17 protein-coding genes and 1 pseudogene are annotated in these 20215 nt (G+C 68.9%); 7 read left to right on the top strand and 11 right to left on the bottom strand.

The window, feature by feature from the left end:
• Positions 1-136: 136 nt before the first annotated feature.
• From AC07OD_RS15125 to AC07OD_RS15115, 3 genes are all read right to left on the bottom strand, one after another.
• The gene (locus AC07OD_RS15125) at positions 137-1129 is read right to left on the bottom strand and encodes an HlyD family secretion protein (RefSeq protein WP_218297622.1); all 993 of its coding nucleotides are present in this window, start codon (positions 1127-1129) and stop codon (positions 137-139) included.
• Positions 1130-1159: 30 nt separating this feature from the next.
• Positions 1160-2593, bottom strand: a complete 1434-nt coding sequence (locus AC07OD_RS15120) for a TolC family protein (protein WP_218297621.1) — start codon at positions 2591-2593, stop codon at positions 1160-1162.
• 133 nt (positions 2594-2726) lie between these two features.
• A complete protein-coding gene (locus AC07OD_RS15115; protein ID WP_218297620.1) occupies positions 2727-3548 on the bottom strand; it encodes a metal-dependent hydrolase in 822 nt (273 codons plus the stop codon).
• A gap of 121 nt (positions 3549-3669) precedes the next feature.
• Between AC07OD_RS15115 and AC07OD_RS15110 the strand changes: the two genes are divergently transcribed.
• Complete coding sequence (locus AC07OD_RS15110) at positions 3670-4278, top strand: TetR/AcrR family transcriptional regulator (protein ID WP_218297619.1); 609 nt, start codon at positions 3670-3672, stop codon at positions 4276-4278.
• Between the two features lie 43 nt (positions 4279-4321).
• Here AC07OD_RS15110 and AC07OD_RS15105 read toward each other — a convergent pair whose 3' ends face one another.
• The 6 genes and pseudogenes from AC07OD_RS15105 to AC07OD_RS15080 form a co-directional block, all read right to left on the bottom strand.
• On the bottom strand, positions 4322-4708 hold the full coding sequence (locus AC07OD_RS15105) for a VOC family protein (protein ID WP_218297618.1): 387 nt from the start codon (positions 4706-4708) through the stop codon (positions 4322-4324).
• Positions 4709-4725: 17 nt separating this feature from the next.
• A complete protein-coding gene (locus AC07OD_RS15100; protein ID WP_494597385.1) occupies positions 4726-7269 on the bottom strand; it encodes a cation-translocating P-type ATPase in 2544 nt (847 codons plus the stop codon).
• 112 nt (positions 7270-7381) lie between these two features.
• Positions 7382-7534, bottom strand: a pseudogene (locus tag AC07OD_RS15095) (rubredoxin); the annotation flags it as partial.
• Positions 7535-7581: 47 nt separating this feature from the next.
• The gene (locus AC07OD_RS15090) at positions 7582-8349 is read right to left on the bottom strand and encodes a cytochrome b/b6 domain-containing protein (protein ID WP_494597384.1); all 768 of its coding nucleotides are present in this window, start codon (positions 8347-8349) and stop codon (positions 7582-7584) included.
• Positions 8350-8393: 44 nt separating this feature from the next.
• On the bottom strand, positions 8394-8918 hold the full coding sequence (locus AC07OD_RS15085; RefSeq protein ID WP_494597383.1) for a diheme cytochrome c: 525 nt from the start codon (positions 8916-8918) through the stop codon (positions 8394-8396).
• An 11-nt stretch (positions 8919-8929) separates the two neighbouring features.
• A complete protein-coding gene (locus AC07OD_RS15080; protein ID WP_494597382.1) occupies positions 8930-9334 on the bottom strand; it encodes a DUF1924 domain-containing protein in 405 nt (134 codons plus the stop codon).
• A gap of 112 nt (positions 9335-9446) precedes the next feature.
• Here AC07OD_RS15080 and AC07OD_RS15075 point away from each other — a divergent pair, with 112 nt between their 5' ends.
• From AC07OD_RS15075 to AC07OD_RS15065, 3 genes are read left to right on the top strand one after another with little or no spacing between them, the layout of a single operon-like run.
• Entirely contained in the window at positions 9447-9842 is a 396-nt protein-coding gene (locus AC07OD_RS15075) for a PepSY domain-containing protein (RefSeq protein WP_010458002.1), read from the top strand.
• 6 nt (positions 9843-9848) lie between these two features.
• Positions 9849-10523 carry a response regulator gene (locus AC07OD_RS15070; protein WP_218297611.1) on the top strand — a complete coding sequence of 225 codons (675 nt, stop codon included), beginning with the start codon at positions 9849-9851 and terminating at the stop codon, positions 10521-10523.
• Positions 10520-11935, top strand: a complete 1416-nt coding sequence (locus AC07OD_RS15065) for a sensor histidine kinase (RefSeq protein WP_494597381.1) — start codon at positions 10520-10522, stop codon at positions 11933-11935. Before AC07OD_RS15070 ends, AC07OD_RS15065 begins: the two co-directional genes overlap by 4 nt.
• Positions 11936-12211: 276 nt before the next feature.
• Here the strand turns inward: AC07OD_RS15065 and AC07OD_RS15060 are convergent, their stop codons facing one another.
• Positions 12212-14560 carry a DUF1631 family protein gene (locus AC07OD_RS15060; protein WP_494597380.1) on the bottom strand — a complete coding sequence of 783 codons (2349 nt, stop codon included), beginning with the start codon at positions 14558-14560 and terminating at the stop codon, positions 12212-12214.
• Between the two features lie 114 nt (positions 14561-14674).
• Entirely contained in the window at positions 14675-16756 is a 2082-nt protein-coding gene (locus AC07OD_RS15055) for a sodium-translocating pyrophosphatase (RefSeq protein WP_494597379.1), read from the bottom strand.
• Between the two features lie 268 nt (positions 16757-17024).
• On the opposite strand from AC07OD_RS15055, the gene ppa reads away from it, so the two are divergent.
• From ppa to AC07OD_RS15040, 3 genes are all read left to right on the top strand, one after another.
• Positions 17025-17564 carry an inorganic diphosphatase gene (ppa, locus tag AC07OD_RS15050; protein ID WP_218297607.1) on the top strand — a complete coding sequence of 180 codons (540 nt, stop codon included), beginning with the start codon at positions 17025-17027 and terminating at the stop codon, positions 17562-17564.
• A gap of 305 nt (positions 17565-17869) precedes the next feature.
• On the top strand, positions 17870-19027 hold the full coding sequence (locus AC07OD_RS15045) for an esterase-like activity of phytase family protein (protein ID WP_492253456.1): 1158 nt from the start codon (positions 17870-17872) through the stop codon (positions 19025-19027).
• A 244-nt stretch (positions 19028-19271) separates the two neighbouring features.
• Positions 19272-20215: methyl-accepting chemotaxis protein (locus tag AC07OD_RS15040; protein ID WP_494597378.1), on the top strand; the 944-nt coding region annotated here is incomplete at its 3' end.

Below are 20215 nucleotides of genomic sequence, written 5' to 3'. Positions count from 1 at the left end.
GGAAGACGCGCGGCCCAGCCAGGGCAGCCGGACAAGGGCCGCCCCGCGGCGAGGGCTGCGTTCCCCTGCCCGCAACGCACAGCGTTGCGAGAGCCGGGGGGAAGCGCCGCAGGCGCTCAGGGGGTGTCGGTACATTTCACTGCACCAGCACCGTCATGCCGGGGCGCGCGCCCTCGATGGGCGCGGCGGGGCGGGCGCGCACCTCGAAGGTGCGGGCGTCGAAGCCCTGGCCCGCGCGCGTGGCGCGCCAGGTGGCGAAGTCGGGCAGGGCGCCGGTGTGGTAGACCTTGAACTTCACCGCCTTGTTGCCCAGGGCCGGCAGCGTGGCGTCGAACTCGCTGCCGATGGCAAAGCGCTGCAGGCGGTCCTCGCGCACGTTCAGCACCACCCACTGGTCCTTGAGGTCCACCACGGTGACCACGGCCACGCCCTGGGGAGAGAGTTCGCCGGTGCGGGCCAGCACCTTGGCCACTTCGCCCGCCACGGGGCTCTTGAGCTCGGTCTCGGCCTGGGCGGCCTCGACCTCGGCCACCACGCCCGCGACCTGGCGCGCCTGGGCGCTGGCGGCCGAGCGGTCTTCGGGGCGGGCGCCGGCGCGGGCCAGGTCGTACTGGGCCCTGGCGGCCAGCGCCTGGTCGCGCGATGCCTTGAAGTTGGCCTCGGCCTCGTCACGCTTTTGCGCGGCCACCAGGCCCTCGCGGGCCAGGCCGTCCACGCGCTTGAAGGAGGACTCGGCCAGGTCGGCGGCGGCCACGGCGCGCTGCCAGTTCAGCCGGGCCATTTCGATTTCCTGCGGGCGGGCGCCGTGCTGGGCCTTGTCGGCCACGGCCTGGGCGGCCTCCTGCGCGGCGGTGGCCTGGGCCAGCTTGGCCTTGACCTCGGGGCTGTCCATGCGGATCAGCGGCGCGCCCACGGCGATCTGGTCGCCTTCCTTCACCAGGATCTGCGCGATGCGCGCGGTCACCTTGGGAGCGATGTCGGCCTCCTGGGCCTCCATCTGGCCCTGGAAAAGCTCGGGTGCGGGCTGCGAGGCCTTCCACAGGCCAAAGCCCACGAAACCGGCCACGGCCACGACGGCCACGGTGCCGATCACGGCGGCCTTCTTGCTGTTGTTCTTGCTGTTGCTCATGTCATTCGCCTTCGTTCGTTTCGCCTTCGTTCATTCCAGCCGCACTGCATCGGCGCGCGCCATGTAGTTGCCAAAGTCTTCCGACAGGCCGCAGCTCTCCAGCAGGTCGGCCAGGGCCTTCACGTAGTCGTGCGCCGCCTGGGCGCGTTCAGTCTGGGCCTTGGCCTGGTTCACCTGCGCGTCGATCAGGTCCAGCGTGGTGCTGGTGCCGGCCTTCAGGCCCGCGGCGCGCAGGCGCAGCACCTCGTCGGCCAGTTCCAGGCTGGGGGCCATGGCCAGGAACTGGCGGCGGGCCTGCTCCACGCCCAGCCAGCGCTTTTCCACCAGCAGGGCGATGTCGTTCTGCGCCTGCGCGCCGGTGCGCTCGGCCTGCTCGATCTGGCGGTTGGACGACTCGGCCAGCGCATTGCGGTCGATCGAATCCCACAGCGTCCAGCGCACGCCCACGCCCGCCACCCAGTCGGCCTCCTTGCCGGTCTTGAGCTGGCGCTGGCCGAAGGCGAACACCTGGGGCTTGCGCAGTGCCTCCTGCGCGGCGTGCAGCTGCGTGGCCTGCTCCTTCTTGGCGGCCACCTTGGACAGGCCCGGGTGGCGCGCGAGCGCGGTGTCGATGAACTGCGGCAGGGGCTCGAGCGGCCCGTTCAGCACGAACAGCGGGCTGGTGGGCGTCACGCGTTCGCTGGCCTTGAGCGTGCGGGTGAGGGCGGTGGCGGCCAGCTCGGCGTCGTCGCGCGCCTTGCGGGCGTTGCGGCGGGCCTCTTCCAGGGCGGAGCGGGCCTGCAGGCGCTCCACGCGGGCGATCACGCCGGCGTCCAGCATCTTCTGCGCGGCCGCGTCGTGCTGCTCGATGGTGGCCAGGGCCGCCTCGCGCAGCGCGGCCGCCCGCTCGGCCAGCTGGGTGCCGAAGTAGCGCTGCACCAGCAGCGTGGTCGCTTCATGGCCCGTCCTGGCGGCGTCGGCCTCGGCCTCGTGGGTCTGCGCATCGAGCAGGCCGCGCGCCGCCTGGCTGGCGCCCCCCATGTAGATCGGCCAGACGGCCGAGACGGAGCTGGTGGTGTCGCTCTTGTGGCGGTTGAGCGTGTAGCTCGACGGCAGGTGTGGCAGCTGCGCCAGTGGGGCCGCCAGCTGTGGCGGCAGCTGCGACAGCACGCCGGGCAGCACGCGGTTGAGCGGGTTCAGGTCCACATCCAGGTTGGCGTTGTAGGCATAGGCCGCTCCGGTCAGGTTGACCACCGGGCCGCCCAGGCGCTGCATCGCATCGCGGCGCAGCCGTGCGCTCTCGATGGCGCTTTTCGAGGCGGCAAGCTGGTCGGAACGCTGGCCGAGCTGCTGCAGCGCGGCGTCGAACGCCATGGGTTGCGCATGTGCGGCCCCGGCGGCAAGCGCGAGGGGGACGGTGGCGATCAGGCACAGCAAAGCTTCGCCTGCCCGGCTCTTGCGCCGGTGCGTTCTGTTGGATGTCATGTTTCAGCTCGTCGTGGTCAGCGCCTGCCCCGGTGGCCGGGGGCAGGCCGCGCGGTGCAGGGCAGGTGGTTGGTTTGTAGCAGCACGGGGCTTGCGGGTCAAAGGGGCGGTGCGCGGTGGTCCGTTGCCGGCATCAGCGCGCGCCCACGGGGGTGAAGGCGTCGCTGTGTTCGGCCAGCCAGCGCGCGGACAGGTCGCTGCCGTGCTGGCCGGGGTGGAAGTCGCGCCGCAGGTATTCGCGCCAGGGCCGCCACGTCTCGCGCACGAGGCCGCCCTTGCCAAGCAGCGTGCGGGCGGCACTGGCCCAGGTGCTCCACTTCCACAGCGTGCCGTCGCGGCGCAGGTTGCCCAGGGTCTGGCGCAGCACATCGCCCAGGAACACCAGGGTGATGCGGCGAAACCAGGTGATGCGCCATTCGTGGTTGCCGCCCAGGGCCTGGTACAGGTCGAAGGCCGTGTTCCGGTGCTCCGATTCTTCGGCGCAGTGCCATTGCCACATCGTGGCCAGGCGCGGCTCGGCGCCGGCGAGCGTTTCGGGGTGCGCCAGCAGCCATTCGGCCAGCAGGGCGGTGAAGTGCTCGTTGGCGGCGGTCACGGCCAGCGGGTGGCGCGGATCGGCATGGGCGAAAAGCTTCATGCGCTCCTGCGCGCGGGGAGCCCATTCGTTGACCAGGCCCTGCTTTTCCAGGTGGCCGTTGAACAGCGCGTGGATGCGGCGGTGCGTGGCCTCCTGGCCGATGAAGCCGCGCACTTCGTCCGCGAACCGCGCATGCTGTTCGGGCGGCAGGGCCTTGTGGCCGTCCTTCACGGCGTCGATGAAGAACTGCTCACCCACCGGAAAGCTCATCGACAGCGCATTGAAGAACGCCGAGCGAAACGCATCCCCCCCGCACCAGTGGCGCTCGAACGGGGTTTCAAGGTCGATCAGCAGGCGGCGGACAACAAGTTCGGTCATGGAAAACACTCCTTGGGAAGGCCGGGGAACAGGGCTGGTACTGGTAAGTACCAATGATCTGGATCATGCCTGCCAGGTGTGGTACTGTCAAGTACCCGCTGTGATTCCTGCCCCCATCCGCATGCCGACCCCTGACGCCGCCCCCTCCGCCCCGGCCCCCGAGCCCCGCGCCCGTCTGCTCGAGGGCATGGCCCGTGCGGTGGCCTCCAAAGGCTATGCCGACACCACCATCGCCGACATCGTGCGCGAGGCCAGCGTGTCGCGCCGCACGTTCTACGAGAACTTCGCCGACAAGGCCGAGTGCCTGATCGCTCTGTACGAGGTGGCCAGCGGCAATGCGATCGCGGTGCTGCGCGCGGCGATCGACCCGCACAGCGACTGGCAGGCGCAGGTGGAGCAGGCGATGGGTGCGTACTTCGGCGTGCTCACGCGCAACCCGGTGCTGCTGCGCACGCTGTTCATCGAGATCCTGGGCCTGGGCGCTCCGGGCCTGGGAGCGCGGCGGCGCGCCAACCAGCAACTGGCCGACCTGATGCTGGACGTGGTGAACAACCGCCCGGGCGAGCGCCTGCGCAAGACGCCGCTGCAGCCCACCATGGCCATGGCGGTCGTGGGCGGCATCAACGAGATGGTCCTGCAGGCGATCGAGCAGGAGCGGGCGGGCCAGTTGCAGGAGCTGGTGGAGCCCGCCGCAGCGTTGCTGCGGGCCGCGATTTCGGCGGAGTTCTGAGCGTGTTGTCGGCACGGGTGCCGCAGCCCGCGCCGCGAGCCGGTCACACCTCGTTGGCAATCTCGATCAGGTTTTCGTCCGGGTCGTAGATATAGACCGAGCGCAGCCTGTGGCGTGCGCCCGTTGCACCCACCGGGCCTTGCACGATGGCGACGCCTTCGGCCTGCAGGTGCGCGATGACATCGTCAAGCGGCATCCTGGTGAGAAAACACAGGTCGCCCGAGCCCGCAGTGGCATGGCGCACATTGGGGTCCACCACCGTGCCTACTTCGTGCAGGTTGATCTTTTGCGCGCCGAAGTGCAGCGCGTACCGCCGGGGCTTGAACTCCCGCGCGATCATGCCCAGCACGCGCTCATAAAACGCAATGGTCTTGTCGATGCTGGCAACGGTGAGGACGACGTGGTCGATTGATTCCAGAGCGATGGGCATGGCGTGCGGCGGTGTGGTCAAGCAGGCGGGTGATTGTGCTCCAGTGTCGCGGGCTGCAGCCACCGCTTGTTGGCCGCAAACACTGCCGTCAGCGCCAGCCCGGCCAGCAGCGCCATGAACCAGTGCGGGGGCGATAGCGGCGCAAACTTGAAAGCGCTGGCCAGCCCCGGCACGGTGGTGATCGCGGTCAGCGCCGCCAGCGTGCCCCCTGACACCCACAGGCTGACGGGGGTGAGGCCCGCCCACAGGCTGCGCCAGCTCAAGATGCCGGGGGTGTCGCTGCTGCGGCTGGGCAGGATGAGCGCTGCGTTCGCAGCCACCAGCACCACGAATGCGGCCGTGCTGGCAGTGGCGGCATGTGCCGGCTGGCCCAGGAGCCAGGCATACAGGCCCACCACGGCGGCGGTCACCACGCTGCCTTGCAACATGCTCAGCAGGAAGTGGCGTGCCGAGAGCAGGGGCTCGCCAGCCCCGCGCGGCGGCTGCTGCATGAGATCGGCAGCGCCTTCCTCGGCCTCGAACACGATCGAGCAGGCCGGGTCGATGACCAGTTCCAGAAACGCGATGTGCAGCGGCGCCAGCACCAGCGGCAGCCCGAGCAGCACCGGCAGCAGCGCCAGGCCAATGATGGGCACATGCACCGCCAGCGTGTAGACCATGGCCTGGCGCAGGTTGGCAAAGGTCTGCCGCCCCCGATGAATCGCCAACACGATGGCTGCGAAATCGTCGTGCAGCAGCACCAGGGCTGCGGCCTCGCGCGCCACGTCGGTGCCGCGCTGTCCCATGGCGATGCCGATGTGGGCGGCCTTGAGGGCCGGGGCGTCGTTCACACCGTCGCCCGTCATGGCCACCACCTCGCCCTGGGCCTTGAGGGCTTCGACCAGCGCCAGTTTCTGGTGCGGCTTGATGCGGGCAAACACACTGACCTGCCGTACCTTGTCGGCCAGTACCTGTGGCGGCATCTGGGCCAGCTCATCGCCGGTGACCACGCTCTCATGGGCGATGCCCGCCTGGGCCGCAATGGCGCGGGCGGTGCGGGGGTGGTCGCCGGTGATCATCACCACGCGGATACCCGCCTGGCGGCATTGCGCGACGGCCTGGGGCACCTCGGGGCGCAGCGGGTCGGCCAGGGCCACCAGGCCCAGCCACTCAAAGTCAAAGTCGTGCTGAATGTCAGGCCAGGTGTCCTGTGCGCGGTGCCGGGCCTTGGCCACGCCCAGTACCCGCAGGCCCCGGTCGGCCAGGCGGGCGGCCTGGGCGCTGACGGCGGCGCGTTCGGCGTCGGGCAGGTGGCAGAGGTCCGCCACGGCTTCGGGCGCGCCCTTGGTGGCCACGGTGTCGTGCGCCGAGGTGCCGTCGCGCCACAGGTGGCTCATGGCCAGCAGCCGGGGCGACAGCTCGTATTCGCGCGCCAGCGACCATGTGGGGTGCAAATGATCAGTGCCCAGCAGATGGTCGCCCGCCATGCGGTGAAAGGCCTGCTCCATCGGGTCGTGCGGTTCGATCTCGCTGGCCAGCACGGCGTATTCCAGCAGTTCGTGGAAAGCCTCCGGCAGCGCCGTGCCGCCTGCTGCTGCGCGCAGGTTCTGTACATCCAGCTCTTGGCCGGCGATGCACAGCGCCGCCACGGCCATGCGGTTTTGCGTGAGGGTGCCGGTCTTGTCCACGCACAGCACGGTGGTCTGCCCCAGCGTCTCGATAGCGTTGAGCCGCCGCGTCAGCACCTGCTGTGCCGCCAGCCGCCGCGCGGCCAGGGCGAGGAAGACGATCATGATCACGGGCAGCTCTTGCGGCAGGATGCCCATGGCCAGCGTGATACCCGCCAGCACGGCCTGCAGCGCGTCGCCGCGCAGCGCCCAGAACAGGGCCACCAGCAGCGCGCACAGCGACAGCCCGATGAGCACCAGCTTGTGCGTGAGTCGCGCCATTTCCTCGCGCAGCGGCGAGGCCTGCAGCGCAATGGTGTCGAGCGACTGGCCAATGCGCCCCAGCTCGGTGTGGCGCCCCACGGCCGTGACCCGAACCAGGCCCTGGCCGCCGACCACCAGCGTGCCCGCAAACACCTTGTCGGCAGTTTGCTTGGCCACGGGCTCGGATTCACCGGTCAGCATCGACTCGTTGGCGGCCAGCTCGTGGGCCTGCAGCAGCGTGCCGTCGGCCGGTATGCGGTCGCCCTCGGCAACCATCAGCAGGTCTTCGCGCACCACGTCGCGGCCCGCAATGCGCACCAGGGTGCCGCCGCGCAACGCCAGCGCGCGGGGGCTGGAGAGGTCGCGCAAGGCATTCAGCGCGTTGTCGGTGCGGCGCTCCTGCAGCACCGTGATCGCCATGATGATGACCACAAAGCCCAGCAGGATCAGCGCCTCGTGCGCATCGCCCATCGCGAGGTAGATGGCGCCTGCGCCCAGCAACAGCAGGAACATGGGCTCCGTGACCACGTCCCAGGCCATGTCGCGCAGCGTGCGGCGCTGGCTGATGCCCAGTTCGTTGGGGCCTTCCTCGCGCAGGCGCCGGGCGGCAACGGCTGGGTCGAGGCCGGTAGTGGAGTCGGTAGTGGGCATGTGGACCGTGAAGCTGCGTTGCAAGGAGGGTCGCAACGGTGCAACCGTTATACCGCGCGCTGGTGTCTGCAGCCCTGATGCAGCGCAGTGCGCTGCGCCCGGTGTTCCTTCCTCACACCTCGCACATCACAAAGTCTGCCTTGCCGACATTGCACTCCGGGCAGCGCCAGTCGGCGGGCACGTTCGCCCAGAGGGTGCCGGGCGGCGCGATCCCGTGGTCGGGCAGGCCCGCAGCCTCGTCGTAGATCCAGCCGCAAACGGCACACATATAGATTTTCATGGGGTGTTTCCTTCGTGGTCGGTGGCTATGACTCAGTCGTCATCGTGGTGCCGTTGGCGTTCGGCTGATATGCCGCTGGCAACCCAGCCGCTGGGCGATTGCTGCCACTGCCAGGCACCGAAGGCCAGTGTCGCGATCAGCAGCAGGGCTGCGAGCCAGGTGCGGTTCTTCGGGACCAGATCCGGCCCCTTGCCCTCCACCCGGCCGGTGAGCATGGGCAGCGCCTGGTTCTTGCGGCACAGCACGCTCAAGCCTGCAATCAGCGCGATGTGGGCCAGCACCACAAACAGCAGGGCGTTGCCGAAGAACTCATGCACCTCTTCCATCACTTCTCCCATCCAGTGGCCACCCAGCGCAGTGCCCCAGTCGTTGTACGTGGCGTAGCCACTGAGCGTGAGGGGCACCACCAGCGCCAGCAGCAACACGATGGCCAGCGCCATCAGCAGGTTCTGACCCTGGCGCCAGTTGATCTGCGTGACCGATGGAGCCTGGGGCAGGGCGCGCAGCCATGCGGGCGCCCCCGCCAGCTTGCGCCACAGCAGGCCCAGGCCCGAGGTGCGCGGCCCGAAGATGCCGTACAGCAAGCGAAAGCCCAGCAGCCCCGCCATGGTGTAGCCCAGTGTCACGTGCAGCAGCCGCCAGTGCTCGCCGTCGGCCGTGGCGTAGGCCCCCGCAAAGCACAGTGCAAACAGCCAGTGGAACATGCGCGTGGGCGCATCTGTCACCCTGCGGCTGGGGGCCTTGGAGGGGGGGGATTGCGCCGTGGCATCGGCGGGATGAAGGGTGGGAGTGTTGTTCATCGTGTTCTCCTTGTGGGGCTCCAGAGGTGGGCTGTGCGTGGCGGTCAGTCGTTCCAGGCGCGACGCGAACGGGCATCCAGCCCTGCGGGCATGCGCAGGTCGTGGTCGTCAAACTGCCCCTGGTCCGCGCCCGTGTGGCAGGCCGCGCAGTTGGCGGCGCTTTTCACGCTAGCGAGCTTCCAGGTGGCGGGTTCTATCTTTCGGTGCTTGCGTTCAAACCAGGCCGAGCGGGTGATGCGATCTGCGGGCAGCTCCTCGTTCACGCGCTTGTAGGTGCCTGCGTGGGCCTGCAGCCACTGGTTGAGCTGGCGCACGGTGGCTGCGTCGAGCGATGCGTCGGTGCCGTAGTGCTTGTGCAGGCCCGTCATCACGCGGTTCCACGACGCAGCGGGCAGCAGGCCGGGCGGGTAGGCGGTGTGGCAGGCGGCGCATTCCTGCGTGTAGGCACTGGGCACGTTGCGGGGCACTGCGCGCCCTCTGTCTGCATGGGCGTCGGACAGCGTCATCGTGGTGAGCACGCAGAGGACGGCGGCCATGGCAGCGGGGCCGAGGTGGGAAAGTTTTTTCATGGTGCTGCAGTTCAAGGCTTGAGGGCGCTGAGGTAGGCCAGCACATCGGCTTTTTCGACGGCTGTGCATTCGCGGCTCAGCACGTCGTTGCAATTGCGGCGAAACCATTTTTCGACCTTGGCGGTGTCGGTGAAGGCCTTGGGGTTGAACGCCGGGGCCAAGGGCGCAATCGATTTGCCAGTGCTGGCGTGTTTGCCTTGCGCGGTGGGCGGCGTGCCGTGGCACGAGGCGCAGGACCACTCGCCGCCGTGGCGGGTGGTGAAGAGCACTTGGCCCTTGTCGGCGTTGCCCGGACTGCCGGCCTGTGCGCTCCAGTGGGCGAGCTGCTGGGCGGCGGTGGTGTCTGCGGCGTGGCTCGGGCTGGCTACTGTCCAAGCAAACAGTGCTGCAAGTGCCAGGTGGCGAACGGTTGTCATCGTGGGGTCCTTTTGAGTGTCTTCGTGTGTTGCCATTGTTGAAACGGCGGCCTGAACGGCGCGTGAAAGAGCCGTTCATCGGCCGTTCAGAAACTGCGCAGGACAATGGCCCATGTTTTCGACGAGCTGCCGCACACCCACTCGCCGCCACGCCGCACGCCTGGCGGTGGCTGCGTGGGCGCTGTGGGGCACGGCGTTGGTCGCGCCGTCCGCTGCGGCCAGCGGCCATGACGACCATGACCGCGCCCGGCAGGCCGTGCAGGCAGGCCAGGTGCTGCCCTTGCCCGCAGTGCTGGAGCGCCTGCAGCGCGAAGTGCCCGGTCAGGTGCTGGAAGTGGAGCTGGAGCAGGAGCGGGATCGCTGGATTTACGAGATCAAGCTGCTCACACCTGCGGGGCAGTTGACCAAGGTCAAGCTGGATGCGCGCACGGCCGAGGTATTGCGCATCAAATCGCGCGACGATCAACGCACCGGCCGAGAGCATCGGCAAGAGCGGCCTCGCAATTAGCCATCCATGCGCATCCTCCTGGTAGAAGACGACACGCTGCTGCGCGCCCAGCTGCGCACGGCGCTGCACGGCGCTGGCTACACCGTGGACGAAGCCGACAACGGGCGCGACGCGCAGTTTCTGGGCGACACCGAGGCGGTGGATGCCGTGGTGCTGGACCTGGGCCTGCCGGTGGTGGACGGGCTCACGGTGCTCAAGCGCTGGCGGGCCGAGGGGCGCAACATGCCGGTGCTGATCCTCACCGCGCGGGACAACTGGCACGAAAAGGTGGCGGGTATCGACGCCGGTGCCGATGACTACCTGACCAAACCATTTCACCAGGAAGAACTGCTGGCGCGCCTGCGCGCACTCATCCGCCGCGCCAGCGGGCTGGCGTCGGCGGTGCTGCAGTGTGGCGACTGGTCGCTGGACACCCGCAGTGGCCGTGTGACCTGCGCGGGCCAGCCCGTGGCGCTGACGGCGCATGAGTACAAGGTGCTCGCCTACCTCATGCACCGGCCCGGCGTGCTGGTATCGCGCGCCGAGCTGACCGAACACATCTACGCACAGGACTTTGACCGGGACTCCAACACCATCGAAGTCTTTGTCGGGCGCTTGCGAAAAAAGCTGCATTCGCTGTCGGTCCACGCTGCGCGTATCGAGACGGTGCGTGGCATGGGCTACCGCCTGGTGCCGCCATGAGCTGGAGCGGTCTGCACTGGTCGCGCTCCCTGCGGTTTCGGCTGCTGGCCGTGACGGTCGCGGGGGTGGCGGTGGCCGTGGTGCTGGCTGGCGTGGTGCTCAGCGGGCTGTTCCGCGAGCATGTGCAGCGCCAGTTCGAGGCGGCCCTCCTGCAGCAGCTGGACCAGGTCACGGCGCGCCTGGAGTTTGATGCCCAGGGCCGGCCGGCGATCGCTGCGCAGGCGCTGTCGGACCCGCGCTGGCTCAAACCCTATTCCGGCCTGTACTGGCAGGTGGACGCCATGGCCCCCGATGGACACGGCCGTGCCGGGGTGCTGCGTTCGCGCTCGTTGTGGGACACCAGCCTGGCCTTGCAGGTGGATGCGCTGACCGATGGCGCCGTGCATGTGCATGAAGTGGCTGGCCCGCAGGGCGCGCCGTTGCTGGTGCTGGAGCGCTCGGTGCGTGCCGAGGGCGCGGAAACGGCGCGCTGGCGCCTGATCGTGGCGGCCGATCTGCAGGCCACGCAGGCGGCCACCGCGCGCTTCACGCGCGTGCTGGCGCTGTCGCTGGCGGCGCTGCTGGTGCTGCTGGCAGCGGCCGCCTGGGCCCAGGTGGCGGTGGGGCTCAAGCCCTTGCGGGCGCTGCAGCGGGGTTTGCTGGATGTGCAGCAGGCGCGGGCCACCCAGCTGCAGGGCGCATTCCCTGTCGAGGTGCAGCCGCTGGTGGATGACTTCAACGCCGTTCTGGGCCGCAACGCCGAGGTGGTGGAACGCGCGCGCACCCAGGCGGGCAATCTGGCGCACGCCTTGAAAACACCGCTGACCGTGCTGGAGAACGCGGCGCGCGCTCCACCATCCGATGATGGGGGCGCGCTGGCGGCGCTGGTGCACGACCAGGTGCGGGTCGCGCGGCGCCACATCGACTGGCACCTGGCACGGTCACGCTTGGCCGCATCGGCGCGCCTGCCCGGCCAGCGCACGGCGCTGGAGCCGGTGGTGGGCGGACTGGTGCGTGTCATGAACAAGGTGCATGCCGGGAGGGGCCTGGACATCAGGGTAGCGTTGCCCGATGCTCCGCTGTTCTTTGCAGGCGAGGCGCAGGATCTGCAGGAAATGCTGGGCAACCTGTTGGACAACGCCTGCAAATGGGCGCAGTCCACCGTGCGGCTGCGGGCGCAGGCCCTCGGCGGGCGGCAGCCACAGGTTGTGGTCAGTGTCGAGGATGACGGCCCCGGCATCGGTGCCGCGCAGCGTGCACAGGCTGTGGAACGTGGTGTGCGGCTGGACGAGACGGTGCCAGGCACGGGGCTGGGCCTTGCCATCGTGCAGGACCTGGCGGCCATCTACGGCGGGCGGCTGGACCTGGAGCCGGCCGACCTGGGTGGCCTGCGGGTGGTGCTTGCGTTGCCCGCCGCGCGGGAGGCTGTGTAAAAAGGCCTGCTGGAGCGGCACCGGCGTAAAAAAGCCCGCCGAAGCGGGCTAAGGCCCTGACAAATCCCCTCGATCTCTCGAATGTCGCAAAGCCTTGGACTGGACGTGGAGAGCCTATCACCCGCCGTGGCGTTTGACCATCAGGGGAACGATAGGCCGTGCCACGATATTTGGGACCTTGGGCGGCCGGACGGCGCGGCTCGCCGCGCGGTGGCAGGCAAGAAAGCCCTCAGCGCTTGTGAAATATGCGTTGGCTGCTCTTGATTCAGGAGCGGATCAGAGCCTGCTCTCCACGCTGTTGCGCATGGCGATCTGTGCCACGGCATCCAGCGCGCCGTCCACCACGGTCTGCTGGGAGAGCACGTGCAGGGCGCCTTGCTGGATGAGCCGGTCCACCAGCCGCAGGGTCATCGACTGGGTGTGGCCGGAGGCGCTGGTGAAAAGGAAGAAGGTTCCGTTCGAGCCGATCCACGACAGCTGGGTCCGCTCCCACTTGCCTGCGACCAGCAGGTTCACCCAGCTGCCGATGGCCAGCGGGGGGATGCCCGGCGCCTCGCCCGCCTCGGGCGCCGGCACGGGCTCCGGCCTCTCGGACTCGGGAGACTGCGAGGATTCCATGAAGCCCGACTCCCTGGCTTCGGAGGGCGCGACCCAGGGCTCTTCGTCCTCGAGGGGGGCGGGCTGCGCTGGCGCCGCCGCCTTCGCCTCGGTGGGCGGTGCGCAGGGCGCGGGCGGCGCAGCGGCCGGCCTCGGCGTGGGCTTGAAGGCCTGCTGGTGCAGCTGCATCAGCAGCGCGAAGACGGCCTCGGTCCGGTCCGGGGGGTAGTCGATGGACGCCAGCCCCTCGCGCAGCTTGGCCAGCAGCTTGGGAAGCAGGCGCGCGAGCTGGCCCGTGTTCATGCGCGTCAGTTCGGGCTGCGCGCTCCAGATGAGCGCCTCCACCACTTCCTGGTAGCGGCCCGGGTCGGTGCTGCCGGTCTTGTCGGCCAGGCGCGCCTCGGCCATGACCTTGGCCCAGGGGCCGAGCAGGAAGCGGGAGATGGCGTCGGGAACCTTGCCGATGTCGGGCAGCAGCCAGATGTCGCGCGATATCTTGGCCGCCAGGAGGTGGCGCTGCTCCGCGTGCTGCAGCGCCTCGATGGCGCGCAAGCGCTCCTGCTTGCCCGCCTGCTCTTTCTGCTCCCATTTGGCGTGCAGCTGCTGCAGCACCTGCTCGAAATCGTGGGGGCCCTCGATGGTGGCCGTGGCCAGCGGGCCCGCAATGTTCATGAGCGACCGCATGAAGCTCTGGAAACCGGGCGCCTCGGTGCTGTTGAAGGCGAGGCTGCGGTCGGTGATGTCCTGCAGCAGGCGGCGCGCGGAATGCTCCTTGTGGCTGAAGAAACGGGGGTCGGCCAGCGCCAGCTGCATCAGCGCGGGCTCCAGCGCCCGCACGAACTGCTGCACGGGCCACAGCAGCCGGCTGTCGCGCGCGATGTTGTCCACCATCAGCGCGACCACCTCCATGCTCAGGGCCTGACCGAGCCCGCTGGCGTGCCGGCGCGGCGTGGCCGCGGAGCTCGCTCCCTCGCCGCCGCCCGCCGGAGGGCGCTGGTTTCCCAGGCGCTCCATCATGTGGCCGACCTGGTTCATCTCCTGCAGTGCCTCGAAGGCGGCGGGCACGGTGATGGCGAAATCTGTGGGGGGTGGATCGAGCGCCGGAAGCTGGTCGGGGTTCTCGAACTCGCGCGCGAACCGCTCGGCGAAGTTCTCCTGGGGCGCAGGCCCGTGCTCCGGTACCGGGGCGGGCTTGTCGCTGAGTTCGCCCAGCAGGAGCCGGCGCAGGCGGTCGAGCGTGAGCAGCGGGTCGGCGGCCCCCCCCGAGGCGGACAGGTCGGTGTCGGCGGCGAAGCCGGGGGACGCGCCGCCCTCGGCCGGCGCGACATAGACGACCTGGCCGTCGGCCTGCCGCATGGCGTAGCCCACGGGCTGCACGCCGCTTTGCCGCAGCTGCGCGGCCTGGGCGAGGTACAGCCCGCGCAGCTCTGTACCCAGCGCCTGCGCCAGGTGCCCCATCCAGTCGTGCCGCACCTGGTCCGTGACCTGCATCTGCGACACCACGGCCTGCAGCGCCTGCAGGAAGACCTCGGGGCGCAGGGGGTTCTGGTCGGGCAGCACTTTCGGCAGCCCCTGCGCCGCGCACACCAGGGCGTCCAGGTCGGCCAGCGGCCCCTCGACGGCGGAGATCAGGATCTGGCGGGCACGGGCACGCTCGACGCTTTCGCTGATCTGCGACTCGTCCATCAGTTCGAGTTCATCGAAATGGACGGTGAACAGGGAGCGCGAGGATTTTTCATCCTTGCGCGTGGTTTCCTGGTCGAGCGCCTTGCGCAGCGCGTCGGGATAGCGCTCGCTCATCACGAAGGCCAGCCGCGAGAGCTGCTGCCGTGCTTCCAGCATGGCATGGTGCTCGCCCGGGGTGCGGGCGGTGTCCAGGCGCGCCTGCAGGGACATGCGCGCGGCCTCGGCGACGCGCTCCATCAGGTGCCTGGACTCCGCCACCACGCCGTGCACGATGCGCTGGTACGGCGAGGCGTGGCTGTCGGAGGGGGCAGGGGCGGACGATGCGGTGTGTTTCAAGGCCATCTTCTCTGAAGAGATACCGGTAGCCATCATGGTACGCGGCAAAAAGGGGCCGAAGCCCCTGGTTGCCCTCTATTCCAGGCGGGTCAGGCCTGGTGACTGCCTGGCGCGGGCGACCTACCCGCCGTGGAACTTGACCACCAGCGGTACGATCAGCAGCGCCACGATGTTGATGATCTTGATCAGCGGGTTGATGGCCGGGCCGGCGGTGTCCTTGTAGGGGTCGCCCACGGTATCACCGGTCACGGCGGCCTTGTGGGCCTCGCTGCCCTTGCCGCCGTGGTGGCCGTCCTCGATGTATTTCTTGGCATTGTCCCAGGCGCCACCGCCGGTGCACATGCTGATGGCCACGAACAGGCCGGTGACGATGGTGCCCATGAGCAAGCCGCCCAGCGCCTTGGGCCCCAGCAGCAGGCCCACCACGATGGGCACGACCACGGGCAGCAGGCTGGGGATCACCATCTCCTTGATGGCGGCGGTGGTCAGCATGTCCACGGCCTTGCCGTACTCGGGCTTGCCTGTGCCGTCCATGATGCCGGGGATGGTGTTGAACTGGCGGCGCACCTCCACCACCACGGCGCCGGCCGCGCGGCCCACGGCCTCCATGGCCATGGCGCCGAACAGGTAGGGGATCAGGCCGCCGATGAACAGGCCCACGATGACCAGCGGGTCCGACAGGTCGAACGTGATGGCGCGGCCGTAGCTCTCCAGCTTGTGCGTGTAGTCGGCGAACAGCACCAGCGCGGCCAGGCCGGCCGAGCCGATCGCATAGCCCTTGGTCACGGCCTTGGTGGTGTTGCCCACGGCGTCCAGCGGGTCGGTGATGTCGCGCACGCTGCTGGGCAGCTCTGCCATCTCGGCGATGCCGCCGGCGTTGTCGGTGATGGGGCCGTAGGCGTCCAGCGCCACCACGATGCCCGCCATGGACAGCATGGACATGGCCGCCACCGCAATGCCGTACAGGCCCGCGAGCTGGTAGGCCGAGAGGATGGCCAGGCACACGAAGATCACCGGCCAGGCGGTGGATCGCATCGATACGCCCAGGCCCGCGATGATGTTGGTGCCGTGCCCGGTGGTCGAGGCCTGCGCGATGTGCTGCACGGGCGAATACTGCGTGCCGGTGTAGAACTCGGTGATCCACACCAGCGCGGCCGTGAGCACCAGCCCCGTGGCGCAGGCGCCAAACAGGCGCATCTGGCTGCCGCTGGCCATGATGGCGTTGTCCGGCATGATCCACATCGTGACGAAGTAGAAGGCGATCAGCGACAGCACGCCCGCGATCGCCAGGCCCTTGTACAGCGCGGGCATCACGTTCTTCATGCCGGGCGAGGCCTTGACGAAGAAGCAGCCGATGATGGACGCCACGATGGACACGGCGCCCAGCGCCAGCGGGTACACCACGGCATTGACCGGAGCCGCCGCCACCAGCAGCGCGCCCAGCACCATGGTGGCGATCAGCGTCACCGCATAGGTCTCGAACAGGTCGGCCGCCATGCCGGCGCAGTCGCCCACGTTGTCGCCCACGTTGTCGGCGATCACGGCGGGGTTGCGCGGGTCGTCTTCAGGGATGCCGGCCTCCACCTTGCCCACCAGATCAGCGCCCACGTCGGCGCCCTTGGTGAAGATGCCGCCACCGAGCCGCGCGAAGATCGAGATCAGCGACGAGCCGAACGCAAAGCCGATCAGCGGGTTGAGCAGATTGGCCAGGTTGGCCGTGGGCGTGAGGTTGCCGTTGCCCGCCAGGAACCAGTAAAAGCCCGTGACGCCCAGCAGCCCCAGCCCCACCACCAGCATGCCGGTGATGGCGCCGCCACGGAACGCCACGTCCAGCGCCGGGCCGATGCCGTGTGTGGCGGCCTGCGCCGTGCGCACATTGGCGCGCACCGACACGTTCATGCCGATGAAGCCGCAGGCGCCCGAGAGCACCGCGCCCACCACGAAGCCCACGGCCGTGGTGCCGTCCAGAAAGATGCCGATGAGAACCGCCAGCACCACGCCGACGATGGCGATGGTCTTGTACTGGCGGGCGAGGTAGGCGGCGGCGCCGGCCTGGATGGCGGCGGCGATCTCCTGCATGCGGGCGTTGCCGGGGTCCTTGGCCAGGATCCATCCCCGGGCCCAGATGCCATAGGCCACCGCAATCAATCCGCAAACCAGAGCCAGTATCAGAGGGGCAGTCAGCGCTGTATTTCCAGCCATTCGTCACTCCTTGAAATATTCAGTTGCACGGAAGGAAACATCACAACGCGGGACGGTGGTGCTTCCGTTGCGTTGCTTCCTCGTGCTCCCTGGGCATTTCGCGGCAGGAGTCGATTGGCCAACGGGCCCAATTTACAGGCAAACGCCGGTTTGCAAGCGGGCAGAAAGGGGCGTGCGCCTAAAATCAGGGTTAATCCCGACGCTTCATTGCGCTGCGTCAGCGCCGGATGCCTCGCGGGTTATCGTTTTCAAACCACTATCCAAAGACATGTCCCTCAACAACGTCCCCCCAGGCAAGAACGTCCCCGACGCCTTCAATGTCGTCATCGAAATCCCGATGAACGCCGACCCGATCAAGTACGAAGTGGACAAGGAATCGGGCGCCATTTTCGTGGACCGTTTCATGACCACGGCCATGCACTACCCCACGAACTACGGCTACGTGCCGCAGACGCTGTCGGGCGACGGCGACCCGGTGGATGTGCTGGTGATCACGCCTTACCCCCTGTTCCCCGGTGTTGTCGTGCCCTGCCGCCCGCTGGGCATCCTGATGATGGAAGACGAGGCCGGCGTGGACGGCAAGGTCATCGCCGTGCCCACCTCCAAGGTGCTGCCCATGTATGACCACTGGAAGACCATCGACGACGTGAACGCCATGCGCCGCAACGCCATCGCCCATTTCTTCGAGCACTACAAGGACCTGGAAAAGGGCAAGTGGGTCAAGGTGCTGGGCTGGGAAGGCCTGGACGCCGCCAAGAAGGAAATCACGGACGGCATCGAGGCCTACAAGAAGTCCGGCAACGCCTGATTCCCGCACCCGGCCTCCGCACCGGCCGTTCGTGCCGGATTGGAGGCCGTGGAGGCCGCCAGCGATTGATGGTAAATCGCTGGCAGCTATCAAAATAGAAGCAATTGGTGAAAGCGCACAGGTTCCTGGCCTGTGCGCTTTTTTCATGGCCGGGGGGCGGCACGCCCGCGCGGTGCCGGTCTGCCGCGCCCGGTCCCGTCTGTCATGGTCCCGCAACACGGCCGTCCTAGGCTCTGGCGCTTTCCTGGTTCATTCATTCATTCATTCCATTCAATCAACGGCCCGGCAGGGCGGGAGCGGCGGCGATGGCACTGGTGCATTCATGGCGGCGCATGGCCGTGGGCGTGGCAACCGCCGTGGCGATGGCGGCTGCATTGGCGGGCTGCGGCGGCAATGGTGACGATGGCCGCGCACAGCCCATTGCCTCGCTGCGGCTGCTGGGCAGTGCGTCACTGCCCACGGGCACGGTGTTCGAAGGGGTCGAGTTCGGCGGCATCTCGGGTCTGGACCGGGCGGCGGACGGCAGCTACTGGGCGATCTCGGACGACCGGGGCGGTGAGCGGGGCACGCCGCGCTTTTACAACCTGGGCATCGACTACGGTGCCAGCGGCAACGTCACGGTCAAGATCAACCGCCAGGCGAACATGCTGCGCGAGGACGGCACGCCGTTCCCCGCCACGGCCCGCACGGTGGACCCCGAAGCCATCCGCACCGCACCGGACGGCAGCCTGTACTGGGCCTCGGAAGGCAACTGGAGCCCCACGGCCGCCAGCCGCTTCCAGCCGTTCGTGCGGCAGATGACGGCCCAGGGAGCCTTCGTGCGCGAACTGGCGATGCCCGCCATGTACCGCTACGTGGACAACGCCACGGAAGGCGCGCGCAGCAACAAGGTCTTCGAGGCGCTGGCGGTGGCGCCCGACGGCACGGTGTACGCGGCCAACGAGGACGCGCTGGTCCAGGACGGGCCCCTCACCACGCTGCAGGCCGGCAGCGTGGTGCGCGTGACGGCCTTCGACCCAGGCACCGGCCGGCCCCGGGGCCAGTACGCGTACGCCTTGCCCCCGATTCCGGTGGACGCGGCGCCGGGCGCGCCGTTCGGGCCCGACAACGGCCTGTCGGACCTGCTGGCCGTGGGCAACGGCCAGTTCATCGCGGTGGAGCGTGCCTTTGCCTCGGGCGTGGGCAACACCATCCGCCTGGTGTGGACCGAGATCACCGGCGCCACCACCGATGTGATCGGCACCCCGCGCCTGGCGGGCGCCACCTATGCGCCCATGACGCGGCGGGTGCTGCTGGAGATGCCGCTGGCCTACCAGGGCGTGAAGCTGGACAACATCGAGGCCATCACCTGGGGCCACACGCTGCCCAACGGCCACCGCACGCTCGTGCTGGCGGCCGACAACAACTTCACGGCCGACACCCAGGCCAGCCAGTTCATCGTGTTCGAGGTGCTGCCGCAGTAGCGCCTGGGAGCGGCGCGCGGCGCCCGGTTGAGGCGCCCGGCGGCCGCCCGGTGCCCGCCGGCACGGCGCGGGCAGCTATCGAATCGGAAGCGTCTGGAGGCCGCTGCGGCCGCAGGCCGCGCCTGGCGTGGACGCCGAAACCGTGAAACACCTGAGAGAAGATGCCGCGCCGGACTGATAGACTGGCTCAGCATTTTGTTACAAATGGGGGCGGCCGTGGCGGCGCCCTCCGGAAGGGTGATTCATGAAAATTTCCGATCTGCGCATCGGCGTCAAACTGGGCGTGGGATTCCTGTCGCTGGTGCTGTTCACGGCCTTGCTGGGCGCCATCGCGCTGGTGCAGATGTCGCGCATCCATGCCAATGCCGACGAGATCGCCACCAACCTGCTGCCCAGCGTGTCCCAGACCGGCGAACTGCGGGTGCTGCTCAACCGCATGCGCCGCTCGGAGGCGGGGGTGGTCACCGCGCGCAACGCGGCCGAGGTCAAGGCGTTCTCCGAACAGGTGGCCGCGCGCCACAAGGACCTGGACCGCGTCGAAACCACGTACGAAGCCCTGGTCGACATCCCCAGGGAGCGCGAGGTCTACGGCGCCTACAAGAAGCGCAAGGCCGCCTATGTGGAGCTGCAGGCCAAGCTGATGGACATCGCACGGAACGTGGACTTCAGCACCACCGAAACCCTGGAGCTCACGAGCGACGCGCTGGGCATGCTCTATGCGGGCGAGTCCGAGGCCGCGTTCGTGGCCACCGCCGAGACACTGGGCGAGCTGCAGAAGATCAACACCGAGGCCGCGCAGCAGGCCAAGGAGGATGCCTACCAGGTCTTCTCGCTGGCGCGTATCTGGGTGCTGGGCACGCTGGCGGTGTGCGTGGCGCTGGCGGCGGTGCTGGGCATCGGCATCACCCGCGCCGTGACGGGCCCTGCGCGCCATGCCGTGCAGGCCGCCCGCGCGATCGCCGGGGGCGACCTCACCTCCGAGGTGCCGCCCGGCGGCAAGGATGAAATGGGCCAGCTGCTCACCGCCCTGGGCGAGATGCGCCACAGCCTGGCGCGCGTGGTCTCGGGCGTGCGCGGCAACGCCGAAGGCGTGGCCTCGGCCAGCTCGCAGATCGCCTCGGGCAACAACGACCTGTCGGCCCGCACCGAGCAGCAGGCCTCGGCGCTGCAGCAGACGGCCGCCTCGAT

The organism is Acidovorax sp. GW821-FHT10E03 (assembly GCF_059415205.1).
The sequence above is the reverse complement of the archived record's forward strand: the minus strand, read 5'-3'. Positions and strand labels throughout refer to the sequence as shown.